The sequence below is a fragment of the Streptomyces sp. NBC_00457 genome (genome assembly GCF_036014015.1).
GTDB lineage: Bacteria > Actinomycetota > Actinomycetes > Streptomycetales > Streptomycetaceae > Streptomyces.
Genome location: NZ_CP107905.1, coordinates 5503000 through 5525909 on the forward strand (window position 1 = coordinate 5503000; position 22910 = coordinate 5525909).

22 protein-coding genes, 2 tRNA genes and 1 pseudogene are annotated in these 22910 nt (G+C 67.7%); 8 read left to right on the forward strand and 17 right to left on the reverse strand.

Going from position 1 to position 22910, the window contains the following annotated elements:
• Positions 1–60: 60 nt before the first annotated feature.
• The 3 genes and pseudogenes from OG828_RS24990 to OG828_RS25000 all read left to right on the forward strand — a co-directional run.
• Positions 61–297: pseudogene (locus tag OG828_RS24990) on the forward strand (transposase); the annotation flags it as partial.
• Positions 298–666: 369 nt separating this feature from the next.
• Complete coding sequence (locus OG828_RS24995; protein ID WP_328360971.1) at positions 667–1194, forward strand: hypothetical protein; 528 nt, start codon at positions 667–669, stop codon at positions 1192–1194.
• 144 nt (positions 1195–1338) lie between these two features.
• Positions 1339–1821: a restriction endonuclease gene (locus OG828_RS25000; RefSeq protein WP_328360974.1), complete on the forward strand. Its 483-nt coding sequence runs from the start codon at positions 1339–1341 to the stop codon at positions 1819–1821.
• Between the two features lie 27 nt (positions 1822–1848).
• On the opposite strand, the gene OG828_RS25005 is transcribed toward OG828_RS25000, so the two are convergent.
• The 6 genes from OG828_RS25005 to OG828_RS25030 are packed head-to-tail and all read right to left on the reverse strand — an operon-like array spanning position 1849 to position 6322.
• Positions 1849–2613: a class E sortase gene (locus tag OG828_RS25005; RefSeq protein ID WP_328360977.1), complete on the reverse strand. Its 765-nt coding sequence runs from the start codon at positions 2611–2613 to the stop codon at positions 1849–1851.
• 6 nt (positions 2614–2619) lie between these two features.
• Positions 2620–3984 carry a class E sortase gene (locus tag OG828_RS25010; protein WP_328502388.1) on the reverse strand — a complete coding sequence of 455 codons (1365 nt, stop codon included), beginning with the start codon at positions 3982–3984 and terminating at the stop codon, positions 2620–2622.
• Positions 3981–4619: an aminodeoxychorismate/anthranilate synthase component II gene (locus OG828_RS25015; RefSeq protein WP_210573397.1), complete on the reverse strand. Its 639-nt coding sequence runs from the start codon at positions 4617–4619 to the stop codon at positions 3981–3983. Before OG828_RS25015 ends, OG828_RS25010 begins: the two co-directional genes overlap by 4 nt.
• Entirely contained in the window at positions 4616–4813 is a 198-nt protein-coding gene (locus OG828_RS25020; protein WP_210573855.1) for a hypothetical protein, read from the reverse strand. The genes OG828_RS25015 and OG828_RS25020 overlap by 4 nt, the downstream gene beginning before the upstream one ends.
• Positions 4814–4830: 17 nt before the next feature.
• Positions 4831–5523, reverse strand: coding sequence for a class E sortase (locus OG828_RS25025; protein ID WP_328439666.1), 693 nt, complete (start codon positions 5521–5523; stop codon positions 4831–4833).
• A gap of 19 nt (positions 5524–5542) precedes the next feature.
• A complete protein-coding gene (locus tag OG828_RS25030; protein ID WP_328439668.1) occupies positions 5543–6322 on the reverse strand; it encodes a DUF881 domain-containing protein in 780 nt (259 codons plus the stop codon).
• Between the two features lie 142 nt (positions 6323–6464).
• Here OG828_RS25030 and crgA point away from each other — a divergent pair, with 142 nt between their 5' ends.
• Entirely contained in the window at positions 6465–6719 is a 255-nt protein-coding gene (gene crgA / locus OG828_RS25035) for a cell division protein CrgA (protein ID WP_210573403.1), read from the forward strand.
• Between the two features lie 257 nt (positions 6720–6976).
• Here the strand turns inward: crgA and OG828_RS25040 are convergent, their stop codons facing one another.
• Positions 6977–7879, reverse strand: a complete 903-nt coding sequence (locus OG828_RS25040) for a rhomboid family intramembrane serine protease (protein WP_328502389.1) — start codon at positions 7877–7879, stop codon at positions 6977–6979.
• A 110-nt stretch (positions 7880–7989) separates the two neighbouring features.
• Positions 7990–8523 (reverse strand): peptidylprolyl isomerase, encoded by a 534-nt coding sequence (locus OG828_RS25045; RefSeq protein ID WP_328361000.1) that lies wholly within the window; start codon positions 8521–8523, stop codon positions 7990–7992.
• Positions 8524–8842: 319 nt separating this feature from the next.
• Between OG828_RS25045 and OG828_RS25050 the strand changes: the two genes are divergently transcribed.
• Complete coding sequence (locus tag OG828_RS25050; protein WP_328361003.1) at positions 8843–9544, forward strand: DUF5324 family protein; 702 nt, start codon at positions 8843–8845, stop codon at positions 9542–9544.
• 422 nt (positions 9545–9966) lie between these two features.
• On the opposite strand, the gene OG828_RS25055 is transcribed toward OG828_RS25050, so the two are convergent.
• Positions 9967–10039: transfer RNA gene (locus tag OG828_RS25055), tRNA-Ala, on the reverse strand.
• A gap of 182 nt (positions 10040–10221) precedes the next feature.
• On the opposite strand from OG828_RS25055, the gene OG828_RS25060 reads away from it, so the two are divergent.
• Positions 10222–10770 carry a helix-turn-helix domain-containing protein gene (locus OG828_RS25060; RefSeq protein ID WP_210573411.1) on the forward strand — a complete coding sequence of 183 codons (549 nt, stop codon included), beginning with the start codon at positions 10222–10224 and terminating at the stop codon, positions 10768–10770.
• Positions 10771–10962: 192 nt separating this feature from the next.
• Positions 10963–12549, forward strand: coding sequence for a serine/threonine-protein kinase (locus OG828_RS25065; protein ID WP_328502390.1), 1587 nt, complete (start codon positions 10963–10965; stop codon positions 12547–12549).
• A gap of 25 nt (positions 12550–12574) precedes the next feature.
• Here the strand turns inward: OG828_RS25065 and OG828_RS25070 are convergent, their stop codons facing one another.
• Positions 12575–13870, reverse strand: a complete 1296-nt coding sequence (locus OG828_RS25070; RefSeq protein WP_328502391.1) for a hypothetical protein — start codon at positions 13868–13870, stop codon at positions 12575–12577.
• Positions 13871–14162: 292 nt separating this feature from the next.
• Positions 14163–14291: a DLW-39 family protein gene (locus OG828_RS25075; RefSeq protein WP_003999697.1), complete on the reverse strand. Its 129-nt coding sequence runs from the start codon at positions 14289–14291 to the stop codon at positions 14163–14165.
• 327 nt (positions 14292–14618) lie between these two features.
• Between OG828_RS25075 and OG828_RS25080 the strand changes: the two genes are divergently transcribed.
• The gene (locus OG828_RS25080) at positions 14619–14954 is read left to right on the forward strand and encodes a DUF6344 domain-containing protein (protein ID WP_328361014.1); all 336 of its coding nucleotides are present in this window, start codon (positions 14619–14621) and stop codon (positions 14952–14954) included.
• 207 nt (positions 14955–15161) lie between these two features.
• Here OG828_RS25080 and OG828_RS25085 read toward each other — a convergent pair.
• The 6 genes from OG828_RS25085 to recF form a co-directional block, all read right to left on the reverse strand.
• A tRNA-Ile gene (locus OG828_RS25085) sits at positions 15162–15235 on the reverse strand.
• A gap of 124 nt (positions 15236–15359) precedes the next feature.
• Positions 15360–16145, reverse strand: coding sequence for a DUF3566 domain-containing protein (locus tag OG828_RS25090; protein WP_328439676.1), 786 nt, complete (start codon positions 16143–16145; stop codon positions 15360–15362).
• Between the two features lie 17 nt (positions 16146–16162).
• Entirely contained in the window at positions 16163–18757 is a 2595-nt protein-coding gene (gene gyrA / locus OG828_RS25095; RefSeq protein WP_328361019.1) for a DNA gyrase subunit A, read from the reverse strand.
• A 42-nt stretch (positions 18758–18799) separates the two neighbouring features.
• Positions 18800–20860, reverse strand: coding sequence for a DNA topoisomerase (ATP-hydrolyzing) subunit B (gene gyrB, locus OG828_RS25100; RefSeq protein ID WP_328361022.1), 2061 nt, complete (start codon positions 20858–20860; stop codon positions 18800–18802).
• A gap of 387 nt (positions 20861–21247) precedes the next feature.
• On the reverse strand, positions 21248–21790 hold the full coding sequence (locus OG828_RS25105) for a DUF721 domain-containing protein (RefSeq protein ID WP_328361025.1): 543 nt from the start codon (positions 21788–21790) through the stop codon (positions 21248–21250).
• Positions 21787–22908 (reverse strand): DNA replication/repair protein RecF, encoded by a 1122-nt coding sequence (gene recF / locus OG828_RS25110; RefSeq protein ID WP_328439678.1) that lies wholly within the window; start codon positions 22906–22908, stop codon positions 21787–21789. The genes OG828_RS25105 and recF overlap by 4 nt, the downstream gene beginning before the upstream one ends.
• Between the last annotated feature and the right edge of the window lie 2 nt (positions 22909–22910).

Genomic DNA, 22910 nt, shown 5'->3' on the forward strand with positions numbered 1-22910 from the left:
TCACCGCGCCTGATACGGAAGTGGGCACCGCCGGAACTCTTCGGCGGTGCCCACTTCCGTATGAGGATTGCTGAGGTCCTTGCTCCCGCCGCCGGAGGCACTTTCAAGGTCAAGAAGCGTATCGGGTCCTACCCGCGTGTCCGCGTCGAGGGCAGCGGTCGCGGAGTGGTTTCGCAGGCCGGTGCGGTGCTGCTGGTCGAGACGGCTCGCAAGACCGGCCTGGATGCGGCGATATCGGCGGTGCTTGAGCCATGGCGGCAGGCCCGGGCGGTGCATGATCCGGGCAAGGCCCGGCTCTGGGACCCCCGTCGGCTGCGGCTGCTCTCCACCGCCGCCCAGCTCATCACCACCGGCCGCCGCCGCTACCTCCGCCTCGCCAAGCACTGGCCCTGGACCCACGTGATCACCGAAGCCCTAGAACGACTCCACGCCCTCCCGAACCCCGGCTGACCAGCATCTTCCCGTCCCTGCGAGCAGCACCAGCCCACTGGAGCCGTGGAACCCGGCGCCCACCCGACGCGACAGCCGGGCCATCAGCCTGCCCGGACTCCGAAACTCGAGGCCAGCCCATATTTTGACCCAAAAACCCGACCGAGATTGACCAGTAAATGCCCCAATTTAATACATAGCGGCTCAGGGCCAGCAAAATACTCCGTCGTCCTAACATTGACTCAGGCGACCAAGATCGCTACGATCACCGCGCAATATTTCTTCAACCAAAAATTCAATCTTCCTTTTGGAGGACGAGTGAAGAAAGTCCTGACCGTCCTGGGCGCCGCGATTGCGATGTTCCTCGGCACGCTTGCATTGGCCCCTGCAGCGTCTGCCGGCGCTTACGGATGCGCCGGGTCTCAGATCGACAGCTATCCGATGTATGCCTCCGGCGGCATCAGATACGGCACGGTCTACCTCTACTACGACTCGAGTACCGGTAAGAACTGCGGCGTAACCGTTGCTACTACGGCCGGCGGGTACGGCGTCAGCAAGCACATGCGCATCGAGATCGTGGTGTGCTCCCAGACGGTCGACACCGGCAGCTGCACTCCGATCAACTCTACGGTGGATGACGGAAACTACCTCTATTACGCTGGGCCGCGTTCCATTTCTGCCGCCGGGCGCTGCATAGCGGTCACTGGTCAGATCGACTACAACGGGAAGTACGCAGGCGCATTCGACATCGGCCACTGCGGTTAGCCCCACGCTTTCACAAAGTGAGCCGTCCAGAAGGTAATCAAGTAGAGCGAATATTGCCTCTGGTGAGTGGCCGGCAGGGATATCTCCTGCCGGCTCTCTCAGCATGGATCCACCGCGTGATGGCTGATCAGGACCGTCGTCCCCATGTTCAACGCGCTGATCGAAACGTCCGGTGAGCGCCGCAGGGAGCTGATCGCTCTGCGCACGGGGGTCCAGCGCATCGAGCGGCGACTGCAACAGCACCACGCCCGACTGCAAAGACTGGAGAGCCCGCGCGAGGACCGGCCTCTCGCCGGAGTCATGGCATCCATGGACGCCATGAACGGCCGCGAGTTCGAGAAACACGTCGCCGAACTGCTGCATCGCGACGGCTGCACCAACGTCGTCGTACAGGGCGGTCGGAAGTGCAAGAGGTTCGCGCCCTACCTCGCCATTACCAGCCCCGAGGTCCAGAAGTTCGTCGGGGCAGCCAGGGTTCTGTACGCCTCGGAAGTGGCTCTATTCGTAGCGACGTGCCCCTTCACCCCTGACGCCCTGAGCATCGCCGCCGAGGCCAGCATCACCACCGTAGACCGCCGACTGCTGGAGGAGTGGAGCTCAGGGGCAACGCTGAAGGCCCTGGAGTAACGTCGGCACAGCAGGACCCCAGTCAGCTCACCCCAGTTCCTTAGGCGGCGTCCGCTCCTCATCCACCTTGTCCACCCGCTCCAACTCCCCCCACACCACATACCGATACCGAGACGTGAACACCGGCGTGCAGGTCGTCAGCGTGATGTACTTGCCGGCCTTCTCCTTGCCCGACTCCCTCGGGATGGGCGCAAGCACCTTGACGTTGTACTTCGAGGTCTCGGGCAGGACGGCGTAGACCTTGTAGACGTACCACTTGTCCTTCGTCTCGAAGACGATCGGGTCGCCCTTCTCGATCTTGTCGATCTTGTGGAACTTGGCGCCGTGGCCGTCACGGTGGGCGGCGAGGCTGAAGTTGCCGTTCTTGCCGCTGGTGGGGAGCGTGGCCTTGACGGGGTCGACGTAGTAGCCGGCGACGCCGTCGTTGAGGTTCTTCGAGGACGTGCCCTTCTCGACGAGGATCTCGCTCTTGCTCATCGCGGGGACGTGCAGGAAGCCGATGCCGTTCTTGCTGTCGAAGGCGACGGGGCCGGAATCGCCGTCGCGGGCCCAGGTGTCGCGGACCTTGTCGGCCTGCTTGTCGGCCTCCCGGTCCGCGATGACGTTCGTCCACCACAGCGAGTAGACGACGAACAGACCGAGCACCAGGCCCGCCGTGATGAGGAGCTCACCGAAGACACTGACCGCCATGGCGATCCGCCCGGGACCGCGGCGGCGCGGGGCGGGCGCGGATCCGGGCGCGTCGGTGCGCTCTGCGTGCTCGGTGTCGTCAGTGGTCGCTGCCACGTTCATCCGCCCTTACGAGACGAGCGCATCCGGCTTCCCCTTGCTGCGCGGCCGTTCCTCGACCATCTTGCCCCAGACGATCATCCGGTACTTACTGGTGAACTCCGGCGTGCACGTCGTCAGCGTGATGTAGCGGCCCGGCGCGGTGAAACCGCCGGCCTTGGGCACGGGGTCCAGCACGCTCACATTGCTCGGCGCGGTCACCGGCAGAATCGACGCCATCTTGTAGACGTAGTACGTGTCCTGCGTCTCGACGACGATCGGATCGCCCGGCTGAAGCTTGTTGATGTACCGGAACGGCTCGCCATGCGTGTTCCGATGCCCCGCCAGCCCGAAGTTGCCGGTCTTCGCACTGGGCATCGCCGTCTTCAACGCGCCCTCGGCGTAGTGGCCGACCATCCCCTTGTCGAGCACCTTCTTGTTGCTGATGCCCTCGGCTATCGGCACCACCACGTCCAGCTTCGGGATGTACAGAAGGGCGAAGCCCTGCCCCGGCTCGAAGCTCCCCGGGGCGCGTTTCCCGCTCGCCCAGTCCTGCTGGAGGTTGCTCGCCGCCTTCCCGGCCTGTGCATGCGCCCGGACGTTCGTCCACCACAGCTGGTAGGTGACGAACAGCAGCATCAGCACGCCGGTGGTGATGAACACCTCGCCGATCGCCCGGCTGGCCATGACACCGGCGCTCGGCTTGGTCGCCCGTGCCCGCCGGCGAGCCTCCACGCGCGACAGCGGCCGCTCGCCCTCCGCATCGGCCGGTGACGCCGCCTCCTGCGGCTCCCGCGCCCCGCCATGCCGCCCGTGACGGCGCTTGGCTGCCTTTCTGCGGGCCGCTCGGCCACCCGGCGCGGGTCCGGTGGCCGACGGCGCGGAGGAAGCGCCAGAAGCCGATATGGCCGCGCCGCCGGCTGTCGGAGGCGGATCGGGTATCCGCAGGGCGACGGTCTCCTCATCGACGGGAGGCAGGAAGGCCTCACCGCCCGGCGGTATGGCGGGCCCGTCCACAGGGGTGTCGTACGAGGCCGCGTCGACGGGCGTGCGATACGAGGCGTCATCGACGGAAGCCTGATACGACGGCGCGTACGGCTCCTGCGCCGCGTAGGCCTGTGTTTCCTCCACGCCGTAGGCCTGCGTCTCCCCGGCCCCGTAAGCCTGCGCTTCTCCCGCCGCGTACGCCTGCGGCCCCTGGCCGTACCCCTCCTGCATTCCTTGGCCGTACGTCCCCTGCCCGCGCTGCCAGTCCTCGCCCTGCGGGTCCTCGCCCTGCCAGTCCTCGAACGCACCCGGCGCCCCGTACGGCTGCTCGCCGTACGAGGTCCCCTGGTCGCCGGCGTTGCCGTAAGCGGCCGCGCCGGACTCGCGCTCGGGGCGCAGGGCGGTCACGCCGAGGCCCTGCCCACCACCGGGGCGAGCCCCGCCGACCTCGCCACCGCACCCTGGTCACCGCACTCCACCAGCCAGTTGGCCAGCATCCGGTGACCGTGTTCGGTCAGCACCGACTCGGGGTGGAACTGCACACCCTCGACCGGGAGTTCACGGTGACGCAGGCCCATGATGATGCCGTCGTGCGTACGGGCGGTGACCTCCAGCTCGGCCGGGACCGTCTCCGGCTCCGCCGCCAGGGAGTGGTAGCGGGTCGCCGTGAAGGGCGACGGCAGCCCCGCGAAAACGCCCTCGCCCCGATGCTCGACCAGTGACGTCTTGCCGTGCAGCAGCTCGGGCGCACGGTCCACGACACCGCCGTACGCCACCTGCATCGACTGCATGCCGAGGCACACGCCGAAGACGGGCACCCCGGTGGCGGCGCAGTGGCGGACCATGTCCACACAGACCCCGGCATGCTCCGGCGTACCCGGGCCCGGCGACAGCAGCACCCCGTCGAAACCGTCCTGGGCGTGCGCCGTCGACACCTCGTCGTTGCGCAGGACCTCGCACTCGGCGCCGAGCTGGTACAGGTACTGGACCAGGTTGAAGACGAAGCTGTCGTAATTGTCGACGACGAGAATGCGCGCGCTCACTGGTTGTCCACCGTCACATCGTTGAAGGGAAGCAGCGGTTCAGCCCACGGAAAGACGTACTGGAAGAGGACGTAGACCACGGCCACGACCAGCATGAGCGAGATCAGCGCCTTCACCCATGCGTTCCCCGGCAGATGCCGCCAGATCCAGCCGTACATGCCGTCCCTTCCGTCGCACCACGGCACCAGACTCACGCCGTACCCGCACCAGACTAACGGCGTAGGGCCTCTGGTTTCCCGGCCTCCACAGGCTGGGTGGAGTCGAGATGAGCCCAGACGATCAGCCGGTGACTGCTTCCCCACTCCGGATCGCAGGTGGTCAGCGTGAGATAGCGGCCCGCACGTGTGTACCCCGATTTACGTGGCACAGGATCGATCACCTCAACGTCCGTGGGAACGGTTTTGTAGGGCCCTTTGTCGATCCTGTACGTGAACCATGTCGCCCCGTCCGTCAGCACCACCGCGTCCCCCGGCCTCAGCTCGGGAAAGTCCTTGAACGGGTCTCCATACGTGCGCCGATGCCCCGCGACCGAGAAGTTGCCCTTCTGACCGAGCTGGGCAGTGCGCGCGTAGTGGCCGAGGCCCTTCTTGAGCGTGCCGGTGGCGGTGCCTTCGAGCACGGGCTTGTTCCACGTGAAACCAAGACGCGGGATGTACATGATCGCGAAAGGCTTGCCACTCTCGTACGCCGTCGGCTCAGCCGGGGCGGCCGAAGCACCGGGGGCCGCCGTCGGCGCGGGCTGCACCGCCCCGCGCGCCCACTGCTCCTCGAGCTGGTCGATCTGATCGCCCATGACGTTGTCGGCCTTCACGCCGATCCAGAACAGCACATAGACGACGAACAGGACTATCAAGGTGCCCACGGTGATACAGAGTTCGCTGACAGTCCTGACGACGACACGCACCGGCAGCTCCTGAACAGACTCACTCCACGGGCTGGGCGTACTGCAGATCCACTGTGCCCGAGTAGCCGGGCAGAGTCACCGCCCCGTCCTCCTCGACTTTCCAGCCGAGCCCGTACACGTTGACGTACACCATGTAGTTCTGGATCGCCGGGGACGCGGTGAGCGCCTTCTGCAGCTTCTCCGGGGCCCCGACCGCCGTGATCTTGTACGGCGGTGAGTAGACGCGGCCCTGAAGAATCAGGGTGTTGCCCACACAACGCACGGCGCTGGTGGAGATCAGCCGCTGGTCCATGACCTTGATGCCCTCGGCGCCGCCCTGCCAGAGGGCGTTCACCACGGCCTGGAGGTCCTGCTGGTGGATGACCAGGTAGTCGGGCTGCGGCTCGGGATAGCCGGGGAGCTTGGCAGTGGCGTCCGGCGGAGCGTCGTTGAGGGTGACCGTGATCGCCTCACCGGTGAGCTTCTGGGTACCCGCGTTCTTCTCCAGGCGCGCCAGCCTGTCGTCCTCGGCCTTGCTGCTGCCGTCGTCCCGCTCGGCGAGCGCGTCGATGTCGTCCCGCAGGCCCGCGTTGGACTCATCCAGCTCGCCGTTGTTGTGGCTGCGCTCCTGAATCAGGTCGGACAGCTTCAGCAAGGAGTCATCCGTGCGGATATTGGTGCCTTTGGCAGTATTGAAACTGGTGAAGAAAATGAGCCCCGCGAGAGCGAACACACCCACCGTGAGCACCCGCACCGGCCGGAAACGGCGTCCGCGGGCAGGGCTGGATCCCGTCCCGGGGAAGTCGGCAGAATTGCTCAACGTACCCTTATCTCCTTCGGCGCCGCGGAAGCACTACGCTAACGGACGCCCGGGGGAGCACTAAGAGTCCCCTTGTACGCAGCCCCGGAGCCCGCCCCAGTTCCCTGCGCGGCCACGCAGCGCATCGACAGGAGAGACCCTCGTGCCGAAGTCACGTATCCGCAAGAAGGCCGACTACACGCCGCCGCCGGCGAAGCAGGCGACCTCCATCAAGCTCACCAGCCGCACCTGGGTCGCGCCCGTCATGCTGGCCATGTTCCTCCTCGGCCTGGCATGGATCGTGGTGTTCTACGTCACCGACGGCTCGCTGCCCATCGACAGTCTCGACAACTGGAACATCGTCGTGGGCTTCGGCTTCATCGCCGCGGGATTCGGTGTTTCGACCCAGTGGAAGTAGCGGCCACGGGCCGGTGAACACAGTTCTGCCCAGGGCTATCCGCTGAGTTATCCACAGCGTCGTCCACAGTGTGGAAAGAACGACGATCTGTGGATAACCCATCGAGTGTTGACGCTGGTGTGACAGACCTACCGGCAACCGAAAGCACGTTCGCCCCCTGTGCCTGACCTGCGGAAACGCAGCTCAGGCACAGGGGGCGCAGCCATTCCCGCACAGCGTGCACTAGATCCGCCACAGACTGTGGACAACGCTGGGGATCAAGTGAGCTGGGCAGTCCTCAACAGAGTCACTCCGACGATCACGACCAGCAGCAGCACACAGCTGCCGTACTGGACGAGGTTCCGCCGCTCGCGGGGGGCGTGGACCATGGCGTAGCCGATCAGGAGGCCGCCGACGAGTCCGCCGATGTGGGCCTGCCAGGCGATGCTGCTCCAGCCGAAGGTGAAGATCAGGTTGATCACCAGGAGGGCGATGATCGGCCGCATGTCGTAGTTCAGGCGGCGGACGAGCACGGCGGTGGCGCCGAAGAGGCCGAAGATCGCGCCGGATGCGCCGAGCGAGGCCGTGGTCGGGGACTCGAGCAGATAGCTCAGGGCGCTGCCCGCCAGGCCCGAGACCAGGTAGAGGGAGATGTAGCGGGCTCGGCCGAGGGCGGCTTCGAGGGGGCCGCCGAGCCACCACAGGCTGAGCATGTTGAAGGCGATGTGCCAGATTTCCTCGTGCGTGAACATCGAGGTGAACAGGCGGTACCACTCGCCTGCGGCGACGCCTTCGGTGGGCGTGAAGGGGGCGGGGGGCCATTCGCCGATGAGGTACAGATCGCCCAGGAGCGTCGACGATGACTGGACGGCGATGAAGACCGCGAGGTTGATCCCGATGAGGATCTTGGTGAGCAGTCGGGGGTCGGCGGTGACGGTGCCGCCGGCGATGGTGCGGGGCCGGGATGCGGTGGGCGAGACGCCGGTGCCGGTGCCTTCGCGGACGCAGTTGGGGCATTGGAAGCCGACGGAGGCGCTGACCATGCACTCGGGGCAGATGGGGCGCTCGCAGCGGGTGCAGCGCACGCCGGTCTCGCGGTCCGGGTGCCGGTAGCAGACGGGCGCGCTCTGCGCGGGGCCCTGGTCCTCCGGGCCCTGTGGGCTGCCTGGCGCCTGGTCCATGGGATCCCCTCGTCTCGTACGCAGCTGAACCGCCCCGCCCATCCTTACGGATGAGCGGGGCGTTTGGTTCCCTGCGGGAGGTACCGGGCCCTTCGGACCCGGGGTCTGTCCTAGCCTTCGCGGGTCTCGACGACGACCGACTCGATGACGACGTCGTTGACCGGGCGGTCGGTGCGCGGGTTGGTCTGCGCGGACACGATGGCGTCGATGACCTTCTGGCTCGCGCCGTCGATGACTTCGCCGAAGATGGTGTGCTTGCGGTTCAGCCAAGTCGTCGGGGCGACCGTGATGAAGAACTGCGAGCCGTTGGTGCCCGGACCGGCGTTGGCCATGGCCAGGAGGTAGGGCTTGTCGAAGGAGAGGTCCGGGTGGAACTCGTCCTCGAACTGGTACCCCGGTCCGCCGGTGCCGTTGCCCAGCGGGTCACCGCCCTGGATCATGAAGCCGCTGATCACCCGGTGGAAGACCGTGCCGTCGTAGAGCTTGTTGGTGGACCGCTCGCCGGTGGCGGGGTTGGTCCATTCACGCTCGCCCTTGGCGAGCTCGACAAAGTTCCGGACCGTCTTGGGCGCGTGGTTCGGCAGGAGCCGGACTTCGATGTCGCCGTTGTTGGTCTTCAGGGTGGCGTAGAGCTGCTCAGCCACGATCTGCCTTCCGTTGTCTTCCTGTGACCCCCTGATCCTCGCATGGTCCACGCCGTACGTCGCCCGTCGCCCGGTTCCGCACCGGTTTGCCTGCGTGTCGCTGGGGAGAAATCCGGGCGAGTGGCCTCGGGTCGGGGGCGCGAAGCGGCGATCCGTGGCATTGTCGACGACAAGCTCCCGTTGCCCCGTATTCATCCCCTATTGCACTTGATCGATGACCCGGATGCCCGCCCTCACATGCCCAGGGGCTGCCTTGCAGGCATGATCCGTAAAAGGGTGGATAGCCGAAATACCGTACGCCACCGAGGAGGAGGATCCCGTGACCCGCATCGACAGCGTGCGCGCCGCGACCGGCTCGGCGAAGGACAGCGTGCTGCACGCCGCGGAAGTGGTGGCGCCCTACGCCGACACGGCCAAGGACAGGGCCACGCACTATGCGCACGAGGCACGCGTACGGCTCGCGCCGAAGGTGTCGCTGGCCGCCGAGCAGGCGCGCGCTCAGTACGGCACGCATGTCGTGCCGCGTCTGGAGCAGGCCCGCACCCATGTACCGCCGAAGGTCGACCAGGCCGCCCATGAGGCCGCCGTCCGCACCCGCAAGGCTGCTCGGCAGGCCGCCGACTACTCCAAGCCGCGGCTTGAGCAGGCGGTGGCTGTGGCCGCGCCCGTCAAGGACGAGGCCGCTGCCCGGAGTGCCGCCGCGCTGGCTGCGCTGCGCAGCCATGTCTCGGCCGAGGACATCCATAAGTTGGCCCGTCGACACGAGCGGCGTGCTCGAGCCGGCCGTGTCGCCAAGGCGCTGGCGGTTCTCGGCGTGTTGGCTGGCGGTGCTTTCGCCGCCTGGAAGTGGTGGGACAAGCAGGCCAACCCCGACTGGCTGGTCGAGCCGCCCGCCGCGACGGAGGTGCCCGAGGGCGGCCGGCTGACCTCGGTGGACGGCAGCGCTCAGGACGTGCTCGATCCCGAGGTACAGGCCAAGGAGGCTGAGGAGGAGGCCGCCAAGCGCGACGAGGGTCGGTGAGCGTTCCGGCCGGTCGCGCCAACTGTGCGGTGGGGCGGGAGACTTGAGGGTCTCCCGCCCCACTGTCATGTTTCACGTGGAACAGGCGTCGAGCCTGGGCACGTGTTTACACACCCCGCTCCCGATGACGTTTGCAACGGCCTGGTTGTGCAGGTTCGGCACAGACTTCCTTAACGGAACGTATTCCCCTGGCTACCTGGAACCGTTCCCACCAGCTCACACGGCCTGCACGCCGGAGCACGCTCCCTCATACGCCCTCGGTCACGGTCGGCGACCACCGCGCCGCCCTCGCCGACCTCATCCGTTTGCGCAAAGAACTGCAACGCCATCGGACCGCCCCACGTGACGCACGTCACCCCTGGAGACGGGCCCAACAAAAGAACCGGCCAGGCGCCGCTGAGGCACCTGGCCGGTCCGAGGTGTGGAGCCTAGGGGAGTCGAACCCCTGACATCTGCCATGCAAAGACAGCGCTCTACCAACTGAGCTAAGGCCCCGGAAGATGAGCGTCCGACCGGAAGAACCACATACCGGCGGGCGCCGCAGACCAGAGTACCGGGTCGCCCCCCGTATCTCGCAAAAAGATTGGGGGTCCCGATGGACCGCCACTCTCCGTAAGATGCTCGGCGTGGTTCGCGACAGCGAACCGCCGTTTTGGGGAAAGCGATGGGGAGACGCAATGGACGCCGCACAGCAGGAAGCCACCGCAAGAGCGCGGGAACTGCAGCGGAACTGGTACGGGGAGCCGTTGGGGGCGCTCTTCCGTAAGCTGATAGACGATCTTGGTCTCAACCAGGCTCGTCTCGCGGGGGTACTGGGCCTGTCCGCACCGATGCTGTCGCAGCTGATGAGCGGCCAGCGGGCGAAGATCGGCAATCCCGCCGTGGTCCAGCGGGTGCAGCTGCTGCAGGATCTGGCGGGGCAGGTCGCGGACGGCAGCGTGAGTGCGGCCGAGGCGACCGAGCGCATGGAAGAGATCAAGAAGTCGCAGGGGGGCTCGGTGCTCAGCAACACCACGACCACGACCAGCAGTTCGGGGGCGCCCACGGTCAAGCGGGTGGTCCGCGAGATCCAGTCGCTGCTGCGCTCGGTGGCGGCGGCGGGAGACATCATCGAGGCGGCGGACACCCTCGCCCCGACCCACCCGGAACTGGCAGAGTTCCTCCGGGTGTACGGCGCGGGCCGCACCTCCGACGCGGTCGCGCACTACCAGTCCCACCAGAGCTGAACCGGCGCCCCGGTCACCGAAGGGGGTTCGGTAGCCGGGTCGACGGCCGAGGAGTGGACGCAAGGGTTCGTGGGACACGGGGGCCGCGATCAACGGGGGTATCGCTCATCGCACAGGGGGCGGCAGGAGTCGTATCGCTCATCGAGGGGGAAGCAAGGGGGACAGGCTGAGGGGGAGGAGCGACGCACAGCCATGGGTGAGGTCTTCGCCGGCCGGTATGAACTGGCCGACCCGATCGGACGCGGCGGCGTGGGCGCTGTGTGGCGTGCCTGGGATCACCGCAGGCGCCGCTATGTCGCCGCCAAGGTGCTGCAACAGAGCGACGCGCACTCGCTGTTGCGCTTCGTGCGGGAGCAGGCGTTGCGGATCGATCACCCTCATGTGCTCGCGCCGGCCAGCTGGGCCGCTGACGACGACAAGGTCCTGTTCACCATGGATCTGGTCGCCGGCGGTTCGCTGGTCCATCTGATCGGGGACTACGGCCCCCTGCCGGCGCCCTTCGTCTGCACCCTGCTCGACCAGCTCCTGTCGGGGCTGGCCGCGGTGCACGCGGAGGACGTCGTGCACCGAGACATCAAGCCCGCCAACGTCCTGTTGGAGGCCACCGGCACGGGCAGGCCGCGGCTGCGGCTGTCCGACTTCGGTATCGCCATGCGCCTGGGCGAGCCGCGGTTGACGGAGACCAATCTCGTGGTGGGCACGCCCGGTTATCTGGCGCCCGAGCAGATGATGGGCGCGGAGCCGGACTTCGCCGCGGACCTGTTCGCCGTAGGGCTGGTGGCGCTGTATCTGCTGGAGGGTGCCAAGCCGGATGCCAAGGCCCTCATCCAGTACTTCGCGGAGCACGGGACTCCGGGGGCGCCGAAGGGCATTCCCGAGCCGCTGTGGCAGGTCGTGGCCACGCTGCTGCAGCCGGATCCCCAGGCGCGCTTCCGCACGGCCACGGGGGCGCGCAAGGCCCTCGCCTCGGCCGCGGAGCTCCTTCCGGAGGGCGGCCCGGACGACGAACTGATCGAGATCTTCGACCAAATCGGCCCGCTTCCCCCGGGGTTCGGCCCTGAAGGCCCACTCAAGCCGGCAAGGGGAGTGGAGCCGACCAGGGGCGGGCCGGGCCCGGCTGCCGAGCCCGGCGAAACGGGCTACGTGCCGGACGGCTCTGATACGGACTCCGGGCCGCACAGCTCCGGCACGGGTTCTGGCCCGGCCGACGCGGACGCAGCCGTCGTACGGGCTGATCTGCGGCAGGAGACCGATCCACGGCAGCCGACGGGGTCGCAGCCGCCCAGCATGTCGGACACCGGCAGCTTCCATCTGCCGCCCCCTCAGCCCACCGGCTCCTCCCCTCGGCCGCAGCAGGTGGATGCCCAAGCCCAGCGGCGCCCCCAGCAGCCGCCACAAGCGCAAGCTCAGCCGCATCCCCAACTGCACCAGCACCCACATTCGCAGCCCCCGCCACCCGAGGGCAGCCACCACAGCCCCGCCCTCTTCTCCCCCTACGACTCCACGCATGTCCTGTCCTCCCCCCAGCCGCCCACGCCGCCGCGCCACTCCACTCAGGCCCTGACACCGGCATCGCATCACCGCGCCGATGCCTCTACTGCTTCGTACACCGCTCAGGACCCACAGGTTCCACCTTCCGCGCAGGCAATTTCGCAGCCGCGTCACCGGGCAGCACGCCGACCCCGCCGTCCCGGCCCGCCGGCGAAGGTGGCCGTCCCGCTGCTGCTGCTCGCGCTGGCCTGCTACGCGGTGGGGTTCTGGGCGCTGACCCGCATCTGAGCCCCGGCCCGCGGGCACAGCCGCTCTACCAGGCCCCGGCCCGCCTCCGCGCCACGAGCGTCCACACCCCGAGCACCGCCACCAGCACCGTGCCCGCGCCGATCCCGCCCACGGCGATCACCGTCATCGCGGCGTCGCCGCTCCCGGACACCCCGGAGCCGCCCCCGATGACGGCCTCCTGGTCCTGGGCCGTGACGTCGATGAGGTTCGGTGGCTCGGCTTTCCCCGCATAACCGGGCTCGGCCTCGGCCGCACCGCTGACACGGATCCGCAGCGTCAGTCCGAAGGGCCCGTCGCCGAACTGTCCGGCCACCTGCTCCGCGAGATGGACGACGAGGTAGTACGAGCCGGCGAACCGCATGCCGCTGACCGGGTCGGAGGGACTGGCGTAGCGGTTGGCGTAGGCGACCGGCGGCAGCGGATCGATCGACTCCGCCTTCTGGCTGCCGTTGTAGTGCAGGCTGACGTCGTCGACCTGGGCGCGTACGGGGTTGTAGAGGGACATGTCCAGGGCGGCGGCCACGAGGCTGCCGTCGCTGCTCGTACTGCCCAGCTCGGCGGTGGCGTAGAGCTGCTGTCCCCAGTCGACCGGCACCTTGTAGAAGAGGGTCTGCCCGGGCCGCAGGTCGTCGCGCCAGACGCCTTGACCGATGGATGTGGCCCGGGTGAAGCCGCCGCCGCCGTCGCGGTCCTCGGCCTCGCTCAGCAGTGGTGTGGGCGAGGCGGAGTTCCAGCCCTTGGGTGCTTCGGTCTCGGTCGCACCGGTCTGCCTCAGCCGTGGTTCGGAGACGGGGACCAGCTCCAGGTCCCAGGCGTCGGGTGAGGAACCGCTCCGGTCGACGCGCTCGACGACCACGTAATAGGTGCCCGCGCCTTCGCAGGAGGAGTCGCTCGTGGCGGCCTCACGCTCCCCCCAGGCGGCGATCGGGTGCGGGCTGCGGCTCCCGAAGGTGGCGGTGTCGTACGAACAGGAGCGGCCGTTGGCGTCCTGTACCGACACCTTGAGGCTGTCGGTGGGGGTCACTGTGGTGCCCGCGCGCGGGACGGCGGTCACGGAGACGTACACGTCCGAGGTGGCGTCGAGTTCGAGGCGGTAGAAGAGCTTGCTGCCCTGGGGGAGGGAACTGCGGTACGTCGTGGCCACGTCCAGCCGGTCGGCCTCCGTGGTGACTGCCGCCCCCTTGACGGACCGGGCGTTCTCGTCGAAGGCGTACGAGCCGGGCGTTCCGAAGGAGTTGGAGCCGGGCGTCACCCCTGCGGCGAGCGCCGCGCCCCCCGGCAGAGCTGTCGCCGCGCACAGGACGGCTGCCACGACAGCCACGCGCACGTACCGCGGCGGACAGGGTCGACGACCGGGCCATCCCCTCGCACGCCCCCACGTCGTACGCCGCCGCCCCATGACACGCCACCCCTCGTCGTCGCCGGACCCGGGACCGTGGCCCATCCTGCCCCGCTCGGGGGTATGTCATCCGCGCAATCCGTACGAGCGGCCGAAACGCCCGCCTCGAAGGCACCTGGTGGCACATCGCACCCCCTCGCACATCCGGGGATGTCCCGCAACACAAAACCCCGACCGCTCGGCGGCCGGGGTTTTCAGAATCCGATGTCGATACTCACGAACCCGTGGGCACGGAGTCAGTCGCCTCCGTCCACAGATCCTGCTCGGCGCGATCCGCCTGGATCTGGCGGTACACGAGGAGCCCGCCGATGGCGGCCAGTGCGACCAGGAGAAGCTTCTTCACCGCGCGACCTCGTCTTTCCTTGACGTAGGGGACCTCTGCCGCCCGACTATACACACCGATCGATATCGATCGGTGACCTGCGTCCGCAGCCAACTCCCGTCCGGAACACCGCAGTAGAAGCGGACGACATCGCTCCGATCGGAGGGTGATCACACCGACACGGACGGCGACTTTATGACCCTCCTTGCACTTTTCATCCGCTCTGCACCCATTCGTGTGGTGTTGATCGGAACATCGACGCGCAAGGGGCGTCGGTCCACCACTTCGTGACCCACATAAACATCATGAGGAAAGTACGCAAATCGCCCAACCCGAAAGTGAGGGGCCATGGCCAGGAACAAGGTCATGAAGCTGTGGACCGCCATCGTCACCGCCTTCCTCGCGCTGTGCACGGCGCTCGGATTCGCCACCACGACCGCGAACGCGGCCGTACCGCAGTCCGAGGCCGCGAGCAACAGCGTCACGCACGTGACGGCGCCGCCGATCCCCTGGGCCTGGTCCCGCTCGCTGCCCCCCACCATGAAGCAACGCATCCGCGCCGAGGCCCACGGAAAGTCCCCCAGCTGCCGGCACCGACCGCAGACGGACACGGTTGCGGACGCGGCACTCGAAGCCGCCGCCCTCTGCGATCCGGCCGAGCCCCTCACGCCCCTCCAGCGCTGACCCCCGGCGCGCTTCTTCCTCCCCCATCCCGCAACGGCGAACTTGCGTACAGCACCGCCCGGACCAAGGCCCGGCCGCTCGACTCGAGCGGCCGGGCCTTTCTCACGAACACGTCACGGGACAGCGGCAGGTGCCGAGACCCACACACGCAGAAGCCCGGTAGATCCTGGAGATCTACCGGGCTTCTCACCTGGCGCTGTGCCGCTGTGGGGCTAACAGGATTTGAACCTGTGGCCTCATCCTTATCAGGGATGCGCTCTAACCAACTGAGCTATAGCCCCGCCGCGCTCTGCGGTGTATGTCCCGCGCGCTGACCCCTGAAGATTAGCGCACGACGTGGGCAGTCCCAAAATCGATAGTCAGAGGACCGTCGCCCGAGGTTTGAAAGGGCGTTGCCGGTTAATGTCACTCGTCCTCGGCGAGCGTCAGCTCGACGCCGCCCACGAAGCCCGCCGACAGGTTGTAGATGAACGCGCCGAGGGTCGCCAGGGCCGTCGCGAGGACGACGTCGATGACCGCGATGATCGACGTGAACATCAGGACGTTCGGGAGGGACAGGAAGGACTGGAGGTCGAAGCCGTTCGACTCGTTCGAGCCGGTGGCCTCGGAGATCGTGCCGCCGACCGTCGAGAAGACGCCCATCGCGTCCATGACCATCCACAGCACCGCCGACGCGACGATCGTGCAGATGCCCAGGGCGATGGAGAGCAGGAAGCTCACCTTCATGACCGACCAGGGGTCGGCCTTCGCCACGCGCAGCCGGGCCTTGCGGGTGCGGGGTGTCGTACGCGCGCCCGTGCGGGGCCGGCGTACGGCACCGGCGGGCGCCGCCGCCGGGTAGGCCTGCGGCGGGTGGTACGGGCCGGCAGGCTGCTGTGGCTGGCGCTCTCCCGGCAGCGGAGAGGCCGACGGCTGCGGCGCCGCCTGGGCGGCTTGCCGGTCCGACGGCCGGGGCTGGGAGCCCGCAGCGGCCGAGCCCGCCCCAGCCGCGTGCTGCTGGGTCTGCGAGCCACGGGTGTCCGTCACAGTTCCCCCCTGGGATCCATGAGTGTCAGGCGAGTGCGAGTCGGTCGGGGACGACTTGATCGCTTGCAGGTTGGTCGTGTGCGAGTCCGTCACACGCGCGGCGGAGCCACTGCCGCCGCCGTCCGTGTCCGTACCGGTCGGTCCGGCGCCCGTGGCTCCGCTCACGATGACTCACTCCTCGCTTACTCGTCCGAAGGCGCCTCGCCCTCGTCCGTGCCGGTGGTCGCGACACCCTCGGCGGTCTCGTCCACGGCCACGTCGCCGTCGACTTCCTCTGCCTCGCGTCCCGCCTCGGCGTTGCGTGCGATACCGACGACGGCATCGCGCTTGCCCAGGTTGATCAGTTGGACGCCCATGGTGTCACGGCCTGTCTCCCTGATCTCGTTGACTCGCGTACGAATCACACCGCCGGACAGCGTGATGGCGAGGATCTCGTCGGTCTCCTCGACCACCAGCGCACCGACGAGCGATCCGCGGTCCTCCACGATCTTGGCGGCCTTGATGCCGAGGCCGCCGCGTCCCTGGACGCGGTACTCGTCGACAGCGGTCCGCTTCGCGTACCCGCCGTCGGTGGCAGTGAACACGAACGTACCGGGTCGAACAACATTCATCGAGAGCAGCTCGTCGCCCTCGCGGAAACTCATGCCCTTGACACCCGAGGTGGCACGGCCCATGGGACGCAGAGCGTCGTCCGTGGCAGTGAACCTAATCGATTGCGCCTTCTTGCTGATCAGAAGCAGATCGTCATCGGGCGATACGAGTTCGGCTCCGATCAGTTCGTCATCGGAACCGTCCGCTGTCTCACGGAGGTTGATCGCGATGACGCCACCGGAACGCGGCGAATCGTAATCCTTCAGAGGCGTCTTCTTGACCAGACCGCCCTTGGTGGCGAGCACCAGGTGGGGCGCCGCCTCGTAGTCACGGATCGCGAGGATCTCGGCGATCGCCTCGTCCGGCTGGAAGGCGAGCAGGTTGGCCACGTGCTGGCCGCGCGCGTCACGGCCGGCGTCCGGCAGCTCGTACGCCTTCGCCCGGTAGACCCGGCCCTTGTTGGTGAAGAACAGCAGCCAGTGGTGGGTGGTGGACACGAAGAAGTGGTCGACGATGTCGTCTTCCTTGAGCTTCGCGCCGCGCACGCCCTTGCCGCCGCGCTTCTGGGCGCGGTAGTCCACGGTCTTGGTGCGCTTGACGTAACCGCCACGTGTGACGGTCACCACGATGTCCTCTTCGGCGATGAGGTCCTCGATGGACATGTCGCCGTCGTAGGGCACCAGCATGGTCTTGCGGTCGTCGCCGTACTTCTCGACGATCGCGGCCAGCTCCGCGCTGACGATGCCGCGCTGGCGGACCGGCGAGGCGAGGATCTCGTTGTACTCGTTGATCTTCGCCTGGAGTTCGTCGTGCTCCTGGACGATCTTCTGACGCTCCAGGGCGGCGAGGCGGCGCAGCTGCATCTCGAGGATGGCGTTGGCCTGGATCTCGTCGATCTCCAGGAGCTGCATCAGGCCGCCGCGCGCGATCTCGACGGTGTCGCTGCGCCGGATCAGCGCGATGACCTCGTCGATGGCGTCCAGGGCCTTGAGGAGGCCGCGGAGGATGTGGGCGCGCTCCTCGGCCTTGCGCAGGCGGAAGCGCGTCCGGCGGACGATGACCTCGATCTGGTGCGTCACCCAGTGGCGGATGAACGCGTCCAGGGAGAGGGTGCGGGGCACGCCGTCGACCAGGGCCAGCATGTTGGCGCCGAAGTTGGTCTGCAGGTCGGTGTGCTTGTAGAGGTTGTTCAGAACGACCTTGGCGACCGCGTCCCGCTTCAGCACGATGACGAGTCGCTGGCCGGTGCGTGACGAGGTCTCGTCACGGACGTCCGCGATACCGCCGACCTTGCCGTCCTTCACCAGGTCGGCGATCTTCTGCGCCAGGTTGTCGGGATTGACCTGGTACGGCAGCTCCGTCACCACCAGGCACTGGCGGCCCTGGATCTCCTCCACCTCGACGACCGCGCGCATCGTGATCGAGCCACGCCCCGTGCGGTACGCCTCCTCGATGCCCTTGCGGCCGACGACGAGCGCCCCGGTCGGGAAGTCCGGGCCCTTGATGCGCTCGATGAGGGCGTCGAGCAGTTCCTCGTGCGACGCCTCCGGGTTCTCCAGGTACCACTGGGCGCCGGACGCGACCTCGCGCAGGTTGTGCGGCGGGATGTTCGTCGCCATGCCGACCGCGATACCGGCCGAGCCGTTGATCAGCAGGTTCGGGAACCGGGCGGGCAGGACGGTCGGCTCCTGGGAGCGGCCGTCGTAGTTGTCCGTGAAGTCGACGGTCTCCTCGTCGATGTCACGGACCATCTCCATCGACAGCGGCGCCATCTTGCACTCGGTGTACCGCATGGCGGCCGCGGGGTCGTTGCCCGGAGAGCCGAAGTTGCCGTTGGAGTCGACGAGCGGCATGCGCATCGACCACGGCTGGGCGAGGCGGACCAGGGCGTCGTAGATCGAGGAGTCGCCGTGGGGGTGGTAGTTGCCCATGACGTCGCCGACCACGCGGGCGCACTTGTAGAAGCCGCGCTCGGGGCGGTAGCCGCCGTCGTACATGGCGTACAGGACGCGGCGGTGGACGGGCTTGAGCCCGTCCCGGACGTCCGGCAGCGCACGGGAGACGATGACGGACATCGCGTAGTCGAGGTACGAGCGCTGCATCTCCGTCTCGAGCCCGACGGGCTCGACACGCTGGGCGATGTCGCCGCCTTCTTCAGGCGTGAAGGGAGTGTTCTCGTCGGCCATTGCTGGTGAAGATCCTTCCTGGTGCGGTCAGCTGAGACCGACTCAGATGTCGAGGAAGCGGACGTCCTTGGCATTGCGCTGGATGAACGCGCGGCGTGCCTCGACGTCCTCGCCCATGAGGACCGAGAACAGGTCGTCGGCCTGCGCGGCGTCGTCGAGGGTGACCTGGCCGAGGACGCGGTGCTCCTGGTCCATCGTGGTGATGCGCAGCTCCTCGGCGTTCATCTCGCCAAGACCCTTGAAGCGCTGGATCGAGTCCTCGCGGATGCGCTTGCCGCGCTGGCGGCCCATCTCGATCAGCGCGTCGCGCTCGCGGTCCGAGTAGGCGTACTCGAGGTCGTCCCGGCCCCACTTGATCTTGTACAGCGGGGGACGGGAGAGGTACACGTGCCCGGCCTCGACCAGCGGCCGCATGAAGCGGAACAGGAAGGTCAGCAGCAGAGTGCTGATGTGCTGGCCGTCGACGTCGGCGTCCGCCATCAGGATGATCTTGTGGTAGCGCAGCCTCTCGATGTCGAAGTCCTCGTGGACTCCGGTACCGAAGGCCGAGATCAGCGCCTGGATCTCCTGGTTCTGCAGGATCTTGTCGATCCTGGCCTTCTCCACGTTCAGGATCTTGCCGCGGATCGGGAGGATCGCCTGGTATTCCGGGTTGCGGCCGGACTTGGCCGAGCCGCCGGCGGAGTCACCCTCGACGATGAAGATCTCGCACTTGGTGGGGTCGTTCGACTGGCAGTCGGAGAGCTTGCCCGGCAGGGACGCCGACTCCAGCAGGCCCTTGCGGCGGGTCAGGTCGCGCGCCTTGCGGGCGGCCACGCGCGCGGTGGCGGCCTGGATGCCCTTGCGGACGATGTCCGCCGCCTCGTTCGGGTTGCGGTCCAGCCAGTCGTTGAGGTGCTCGTAGACCGCCTTCTGGACGAAGGTCTTCGCCTCCGTGTTGCCCAGCTTGGTCTTGGTCTGGCCCTCGAACTGCGGCTCGCTCAGCTTCACCGAGATGATCGCGGTCAGACCCTCGCGGATGTCGTCACCCGTGAGGTTGTCGTCCTTCTCACGGAGCAGCTTCTTGTCGCGCGCGTACTTGTTGATCAGGTTCGTCAGCGCCGAGCGGAATCCCTCTTCGTGGGTGCCGCCCTCGTGGGTGTGGATGATGTTGGCGAAGGAGTACACGCCCTCGCTGTAGCCGCTGTTCCACTGCATGGCGACTTCGAGGGAGAGGGCCTTGTCCTTGTCCTCGGCCTCGAGGTCGATCACCGTCGGGTGCACCGCCTCTCCCTTACGGGAGTTGAGGTACTTCACGAAGTCGACGATGCCGCCCTCGTAGTGGTACGTGACGGTCTTGACCTCGGCGGTCTCGTCGGCGCCCGCCTCGTCCGCCCCGGAGGTGGCCTTCGCCGACTCACGCTCGTCGGTGAGCCTGATCGTCAGACCCTTGTTGAGGAACGCCATCTCCTGGAAGCGCCGCGAGAGCGTCTCGAAGGAGTACTCCGTGGTCTCGAAGATGTCGGCGTCGGCCCAGAAGGTGACCGACGTGCCGGTCTCGTCCGTGGCCTCGTGCTTGACCAAGGGCGCCGTGGGGACGCCCATCTTGTAGTCCTGCGTGTGGCGGTACCCGTCGGTCTTGACCTCTACGGCGACCTTCGAGGACAGCGCGTTCACGACGGAGACACCCACGCCGTGCAGACCACCGGAGACCGCGTAGCCGCCGCCGCCGAACTTGCCGCCCGCGTGCAGCACGGTCAGCACGACCTCGAGGGCAGGCTTGCCCTCGGAGGCCACGATCCCCACCGGGATGCCACGGCCGTTGTCGACCACGCGGACGCCGCCGTCGGCCAGGATCGTCACGTCGATGGTGTCCGCGTGGCCGGCCAGCGCCTCGTCGACGGAGTTGTCGACCACCTCGTACACGAGGTGGTGCAGTCCGCGCTCACCGGTCGAGCCGATGTACATACCGGGTCGCTTGCGGACCGCGTCCAGACCCTCGAGGACGGTGATGGCGCTGGCGTCGTACGAGGCGGTGACCTCGCCGTTCGACGAAATCACCGCGCCGTTGGCGCCGGCGTCGGTGGACGGGATGTTCTCGTTGGGGTTGCCGGAATCGGCCACGAAGCGCCCTTTCTGGCACAGCACGAGCCAGGCTCGCCGGCAGGTTGCCGGAGCGGCTGCGGCATGTTGCGTTGGTAAGCCTTGATCAGCGTTGCTCAGCTTTTCCCGGACGGTCCCCACGGATGGGGCGGGATTAGCTTCCAGTCTACCGGTAGCGCCGACAGTGATGGGGGTTTGCCGGTACCTGAGTCCTCATGTGGCGCCCTGAATCGGTCTCCGCCGGGTCCCCATATACGGAGCGGGGCTCCAAGAGGCTCACAGCGGCACTCAGCGCTTTCGGCTGTCAACCCATGGCTACTTCGGAGTCAGGTCGCGATTCGCAACCGCGTCCGCCGGTACTTCGCGGACGTCGACGCGCGTTGATCGCTTCCCTGGACGTGATGTCCGTCACCCATAGGTGTCGCCGGGACCCGTGCTGCCCGGAGCACGCAGCGGACCGTAGCGGCGAGGGGGACCACCAGGGCCGTTCACCTTGATCAACCGCACCGTCCCGTGGCCCAGGTCCTCGTTGAGCCGGGCGACCAGCGTGGGGGCGAGCAGACGCAGGTTCGTCGCCCAGGCCGTGGAGTCGCAGCGCACGACGAGTACATGCTCGTCCTCGTCGTACCGCTCCGGCACACAGTGCTTGGCGACGTCCTCGCCGACGATCTGCGGCCAGCGGCCCATCACCCCGCCCACCGCGGCCGGGGCCTCCCAACCCCGCTCGGTGATCAGGCGGTTGATCGCGGCGCCGAGCGCCATGGGGTCGCGTCCATCGGCACCCGCGCCGGAGCGCAGGCCACCGCGACGCGCCTGCTTCTTCTGCTGCACGGCATCGCCACGCGCGCGTGCCTGTTCCTTCGCCGCGCGCAACGCCACGCGCGCGAGGTCCACCCCGGACGGCTCGGGTGCCCCCTGCTCGGCTGCCTTCTTGGGATCGTCGGTCGTCATGCGCGCTCCACCGTCCCGTCCGACACCGTGTACCGCGTTCCCGTCAGCACGTGCGGTACGTCGTCGTCCACCGCGGCCGTCACCAGCACCTGCTCACCGGGCGCCACCAGTTCGGCCAGCCGCTCGCGCCGCCGGGTGTCCAGCTCGGCGAACACATCGTCGAGGATCAGCACCGGCTCATTGCCCTCGGCCCTGAGCAGGTCGTACGACGCCAGCCGCAACGCCAGCGCAAACGACCAGGACTCACCGTGGGACGCGTATCCCTTGGCCGGCATCTGACCGAGTTTGAGATTCAAATCGTCTCGATGAGGCCCTACGAGGGTGACGCCCCGCTCGATCTCCTGCTTGCGCGCATCGGCGAGCGCCGCCATCACCTGCGTGTAGAGGTCCTCGCGTGTGTGCGCCTCACCCGGCGCCGACGGCTTGTACTCCAGGGCCACCGGGCCGCCACCGGGTGCCAGTTGCTCGTACGCCTTGTCGGCCAGCGGCTGGATCGCGGCTATCAGGTCCAGGCGCTGAGCAAGCAACTCGGCGCCCACGGCCGCAAGGTGCTGATCCCAGACGTCGAGGGTGGACAGATCCATCGAACGACCGCCGTGCCGACGAGCCAACGCAGCACTTTTCAACAGGGTGTTCCGCTGCTTGAGGACCCGCTCGTAGTCCGAGCGCACACCGGCCATACGCGGAGACCGGGCGGTGATCAGCTCGTCGAGAAAGCGGCGGCGCTCCCCGGGATCGCCCTTGACCAGAGCGAGGTCCTCGGGCGCGAACAGCACAGTCCGTACGATGCCCAGCACATCGCGGGGTCTGACCTGCGAGGACCTGTTGATGCGGGCGCGGTTCGCCCTGCCCGGGTTCAGCTCCAGCTCGACCAGCTGCTGCCGCTCGCCCTGCTTGACCTGCGCGCGGATGACCGCGCGGTCGGCGCCCATCCGGACGAGAGGCGCGTCGGAGGCGACACGGTGACTGCCCAGGGTGGCGAGGTAGCCGATCGCCTCGACGAGGTTCGTCTTGCCCTGCCCATTGGGGCCGACGAAGGCGGTGACACCCGGGTCGAGCGGAACTTCGACCCGGGCGTACGAGCGGAAGTCGGCCAGCGACAGATGCGTGACGTGCATGG

What these genes read in the sequence shown, in the direction of transcription:
- OG828_RS25000 (WP_328360974.1), top strand. Translation starts at nt 1,339, where the DNA reads ATGTTCAACGCGCTGATCGAAACGTCCGGTGAGCGCCGCAGGGAGCTG.
- OG828_RS25005 (WP_328360977.1), bottom strand. Translation starts at nt 2,613, where the DNA reads ATGAACGTGGCAGCGACCACTGACGACACCGAGCACGCAGAGCGCACC.
- OG828_RS25040 (WP_328502389.1), bottom strand. Translation starts at nt 7,879, where the DNA reads ATGGACCAGGCGCCAGGCAGCCCACAGGGCCCGGAGGACCAGGGCCCC.
- OG828_RS25060 (WP_210573411.1), top strand. Translation starts at nt 10,222, where the DNA reads ATGGACGCCGCACAGCAGGAAGCCACCGCAAGAGCGCGGGAACTGCAG.
- OG828_RS25065 (WP_328502390.1), top strand. Translation starts at nt 10,963, where the DNA reads ATGGGTGAGGTCTTCGCCGGCCGGTATGAACTGGCCGACCCGATCGGA.
- OG828_RS25080 (WP_328361014.1), top strand. Translation starts at nt 14,619, where the DNA reads ATGGCCAGGAACAAGGTCATGAAGCTGTGGACCGCCATCGTCACCGCC.
- gyrA (WP_328361019.1), bottom strand. Translation starts at nt 18,757, where the DNA reads ATGGCCGACGAGAACACTCCCTTCACGCCTGAAGAAGGCGGCGACATC.
- OG828_RS25105 (WP_328361025.1), bottom strand. Translation starts at nt 21,790, where the DNA reads ATGACGACCGACGATCCCAAGAAGGCAGCCGAGCAGGGGGCACCCGAG.
- recF (WP_328439678.1), bottom strand. Translation starts at nt 22,908, where the DNA reads ATGCACGTCACGCATCTGTCGCTGGCCGACTTCCGCTCGTACGCCCGG.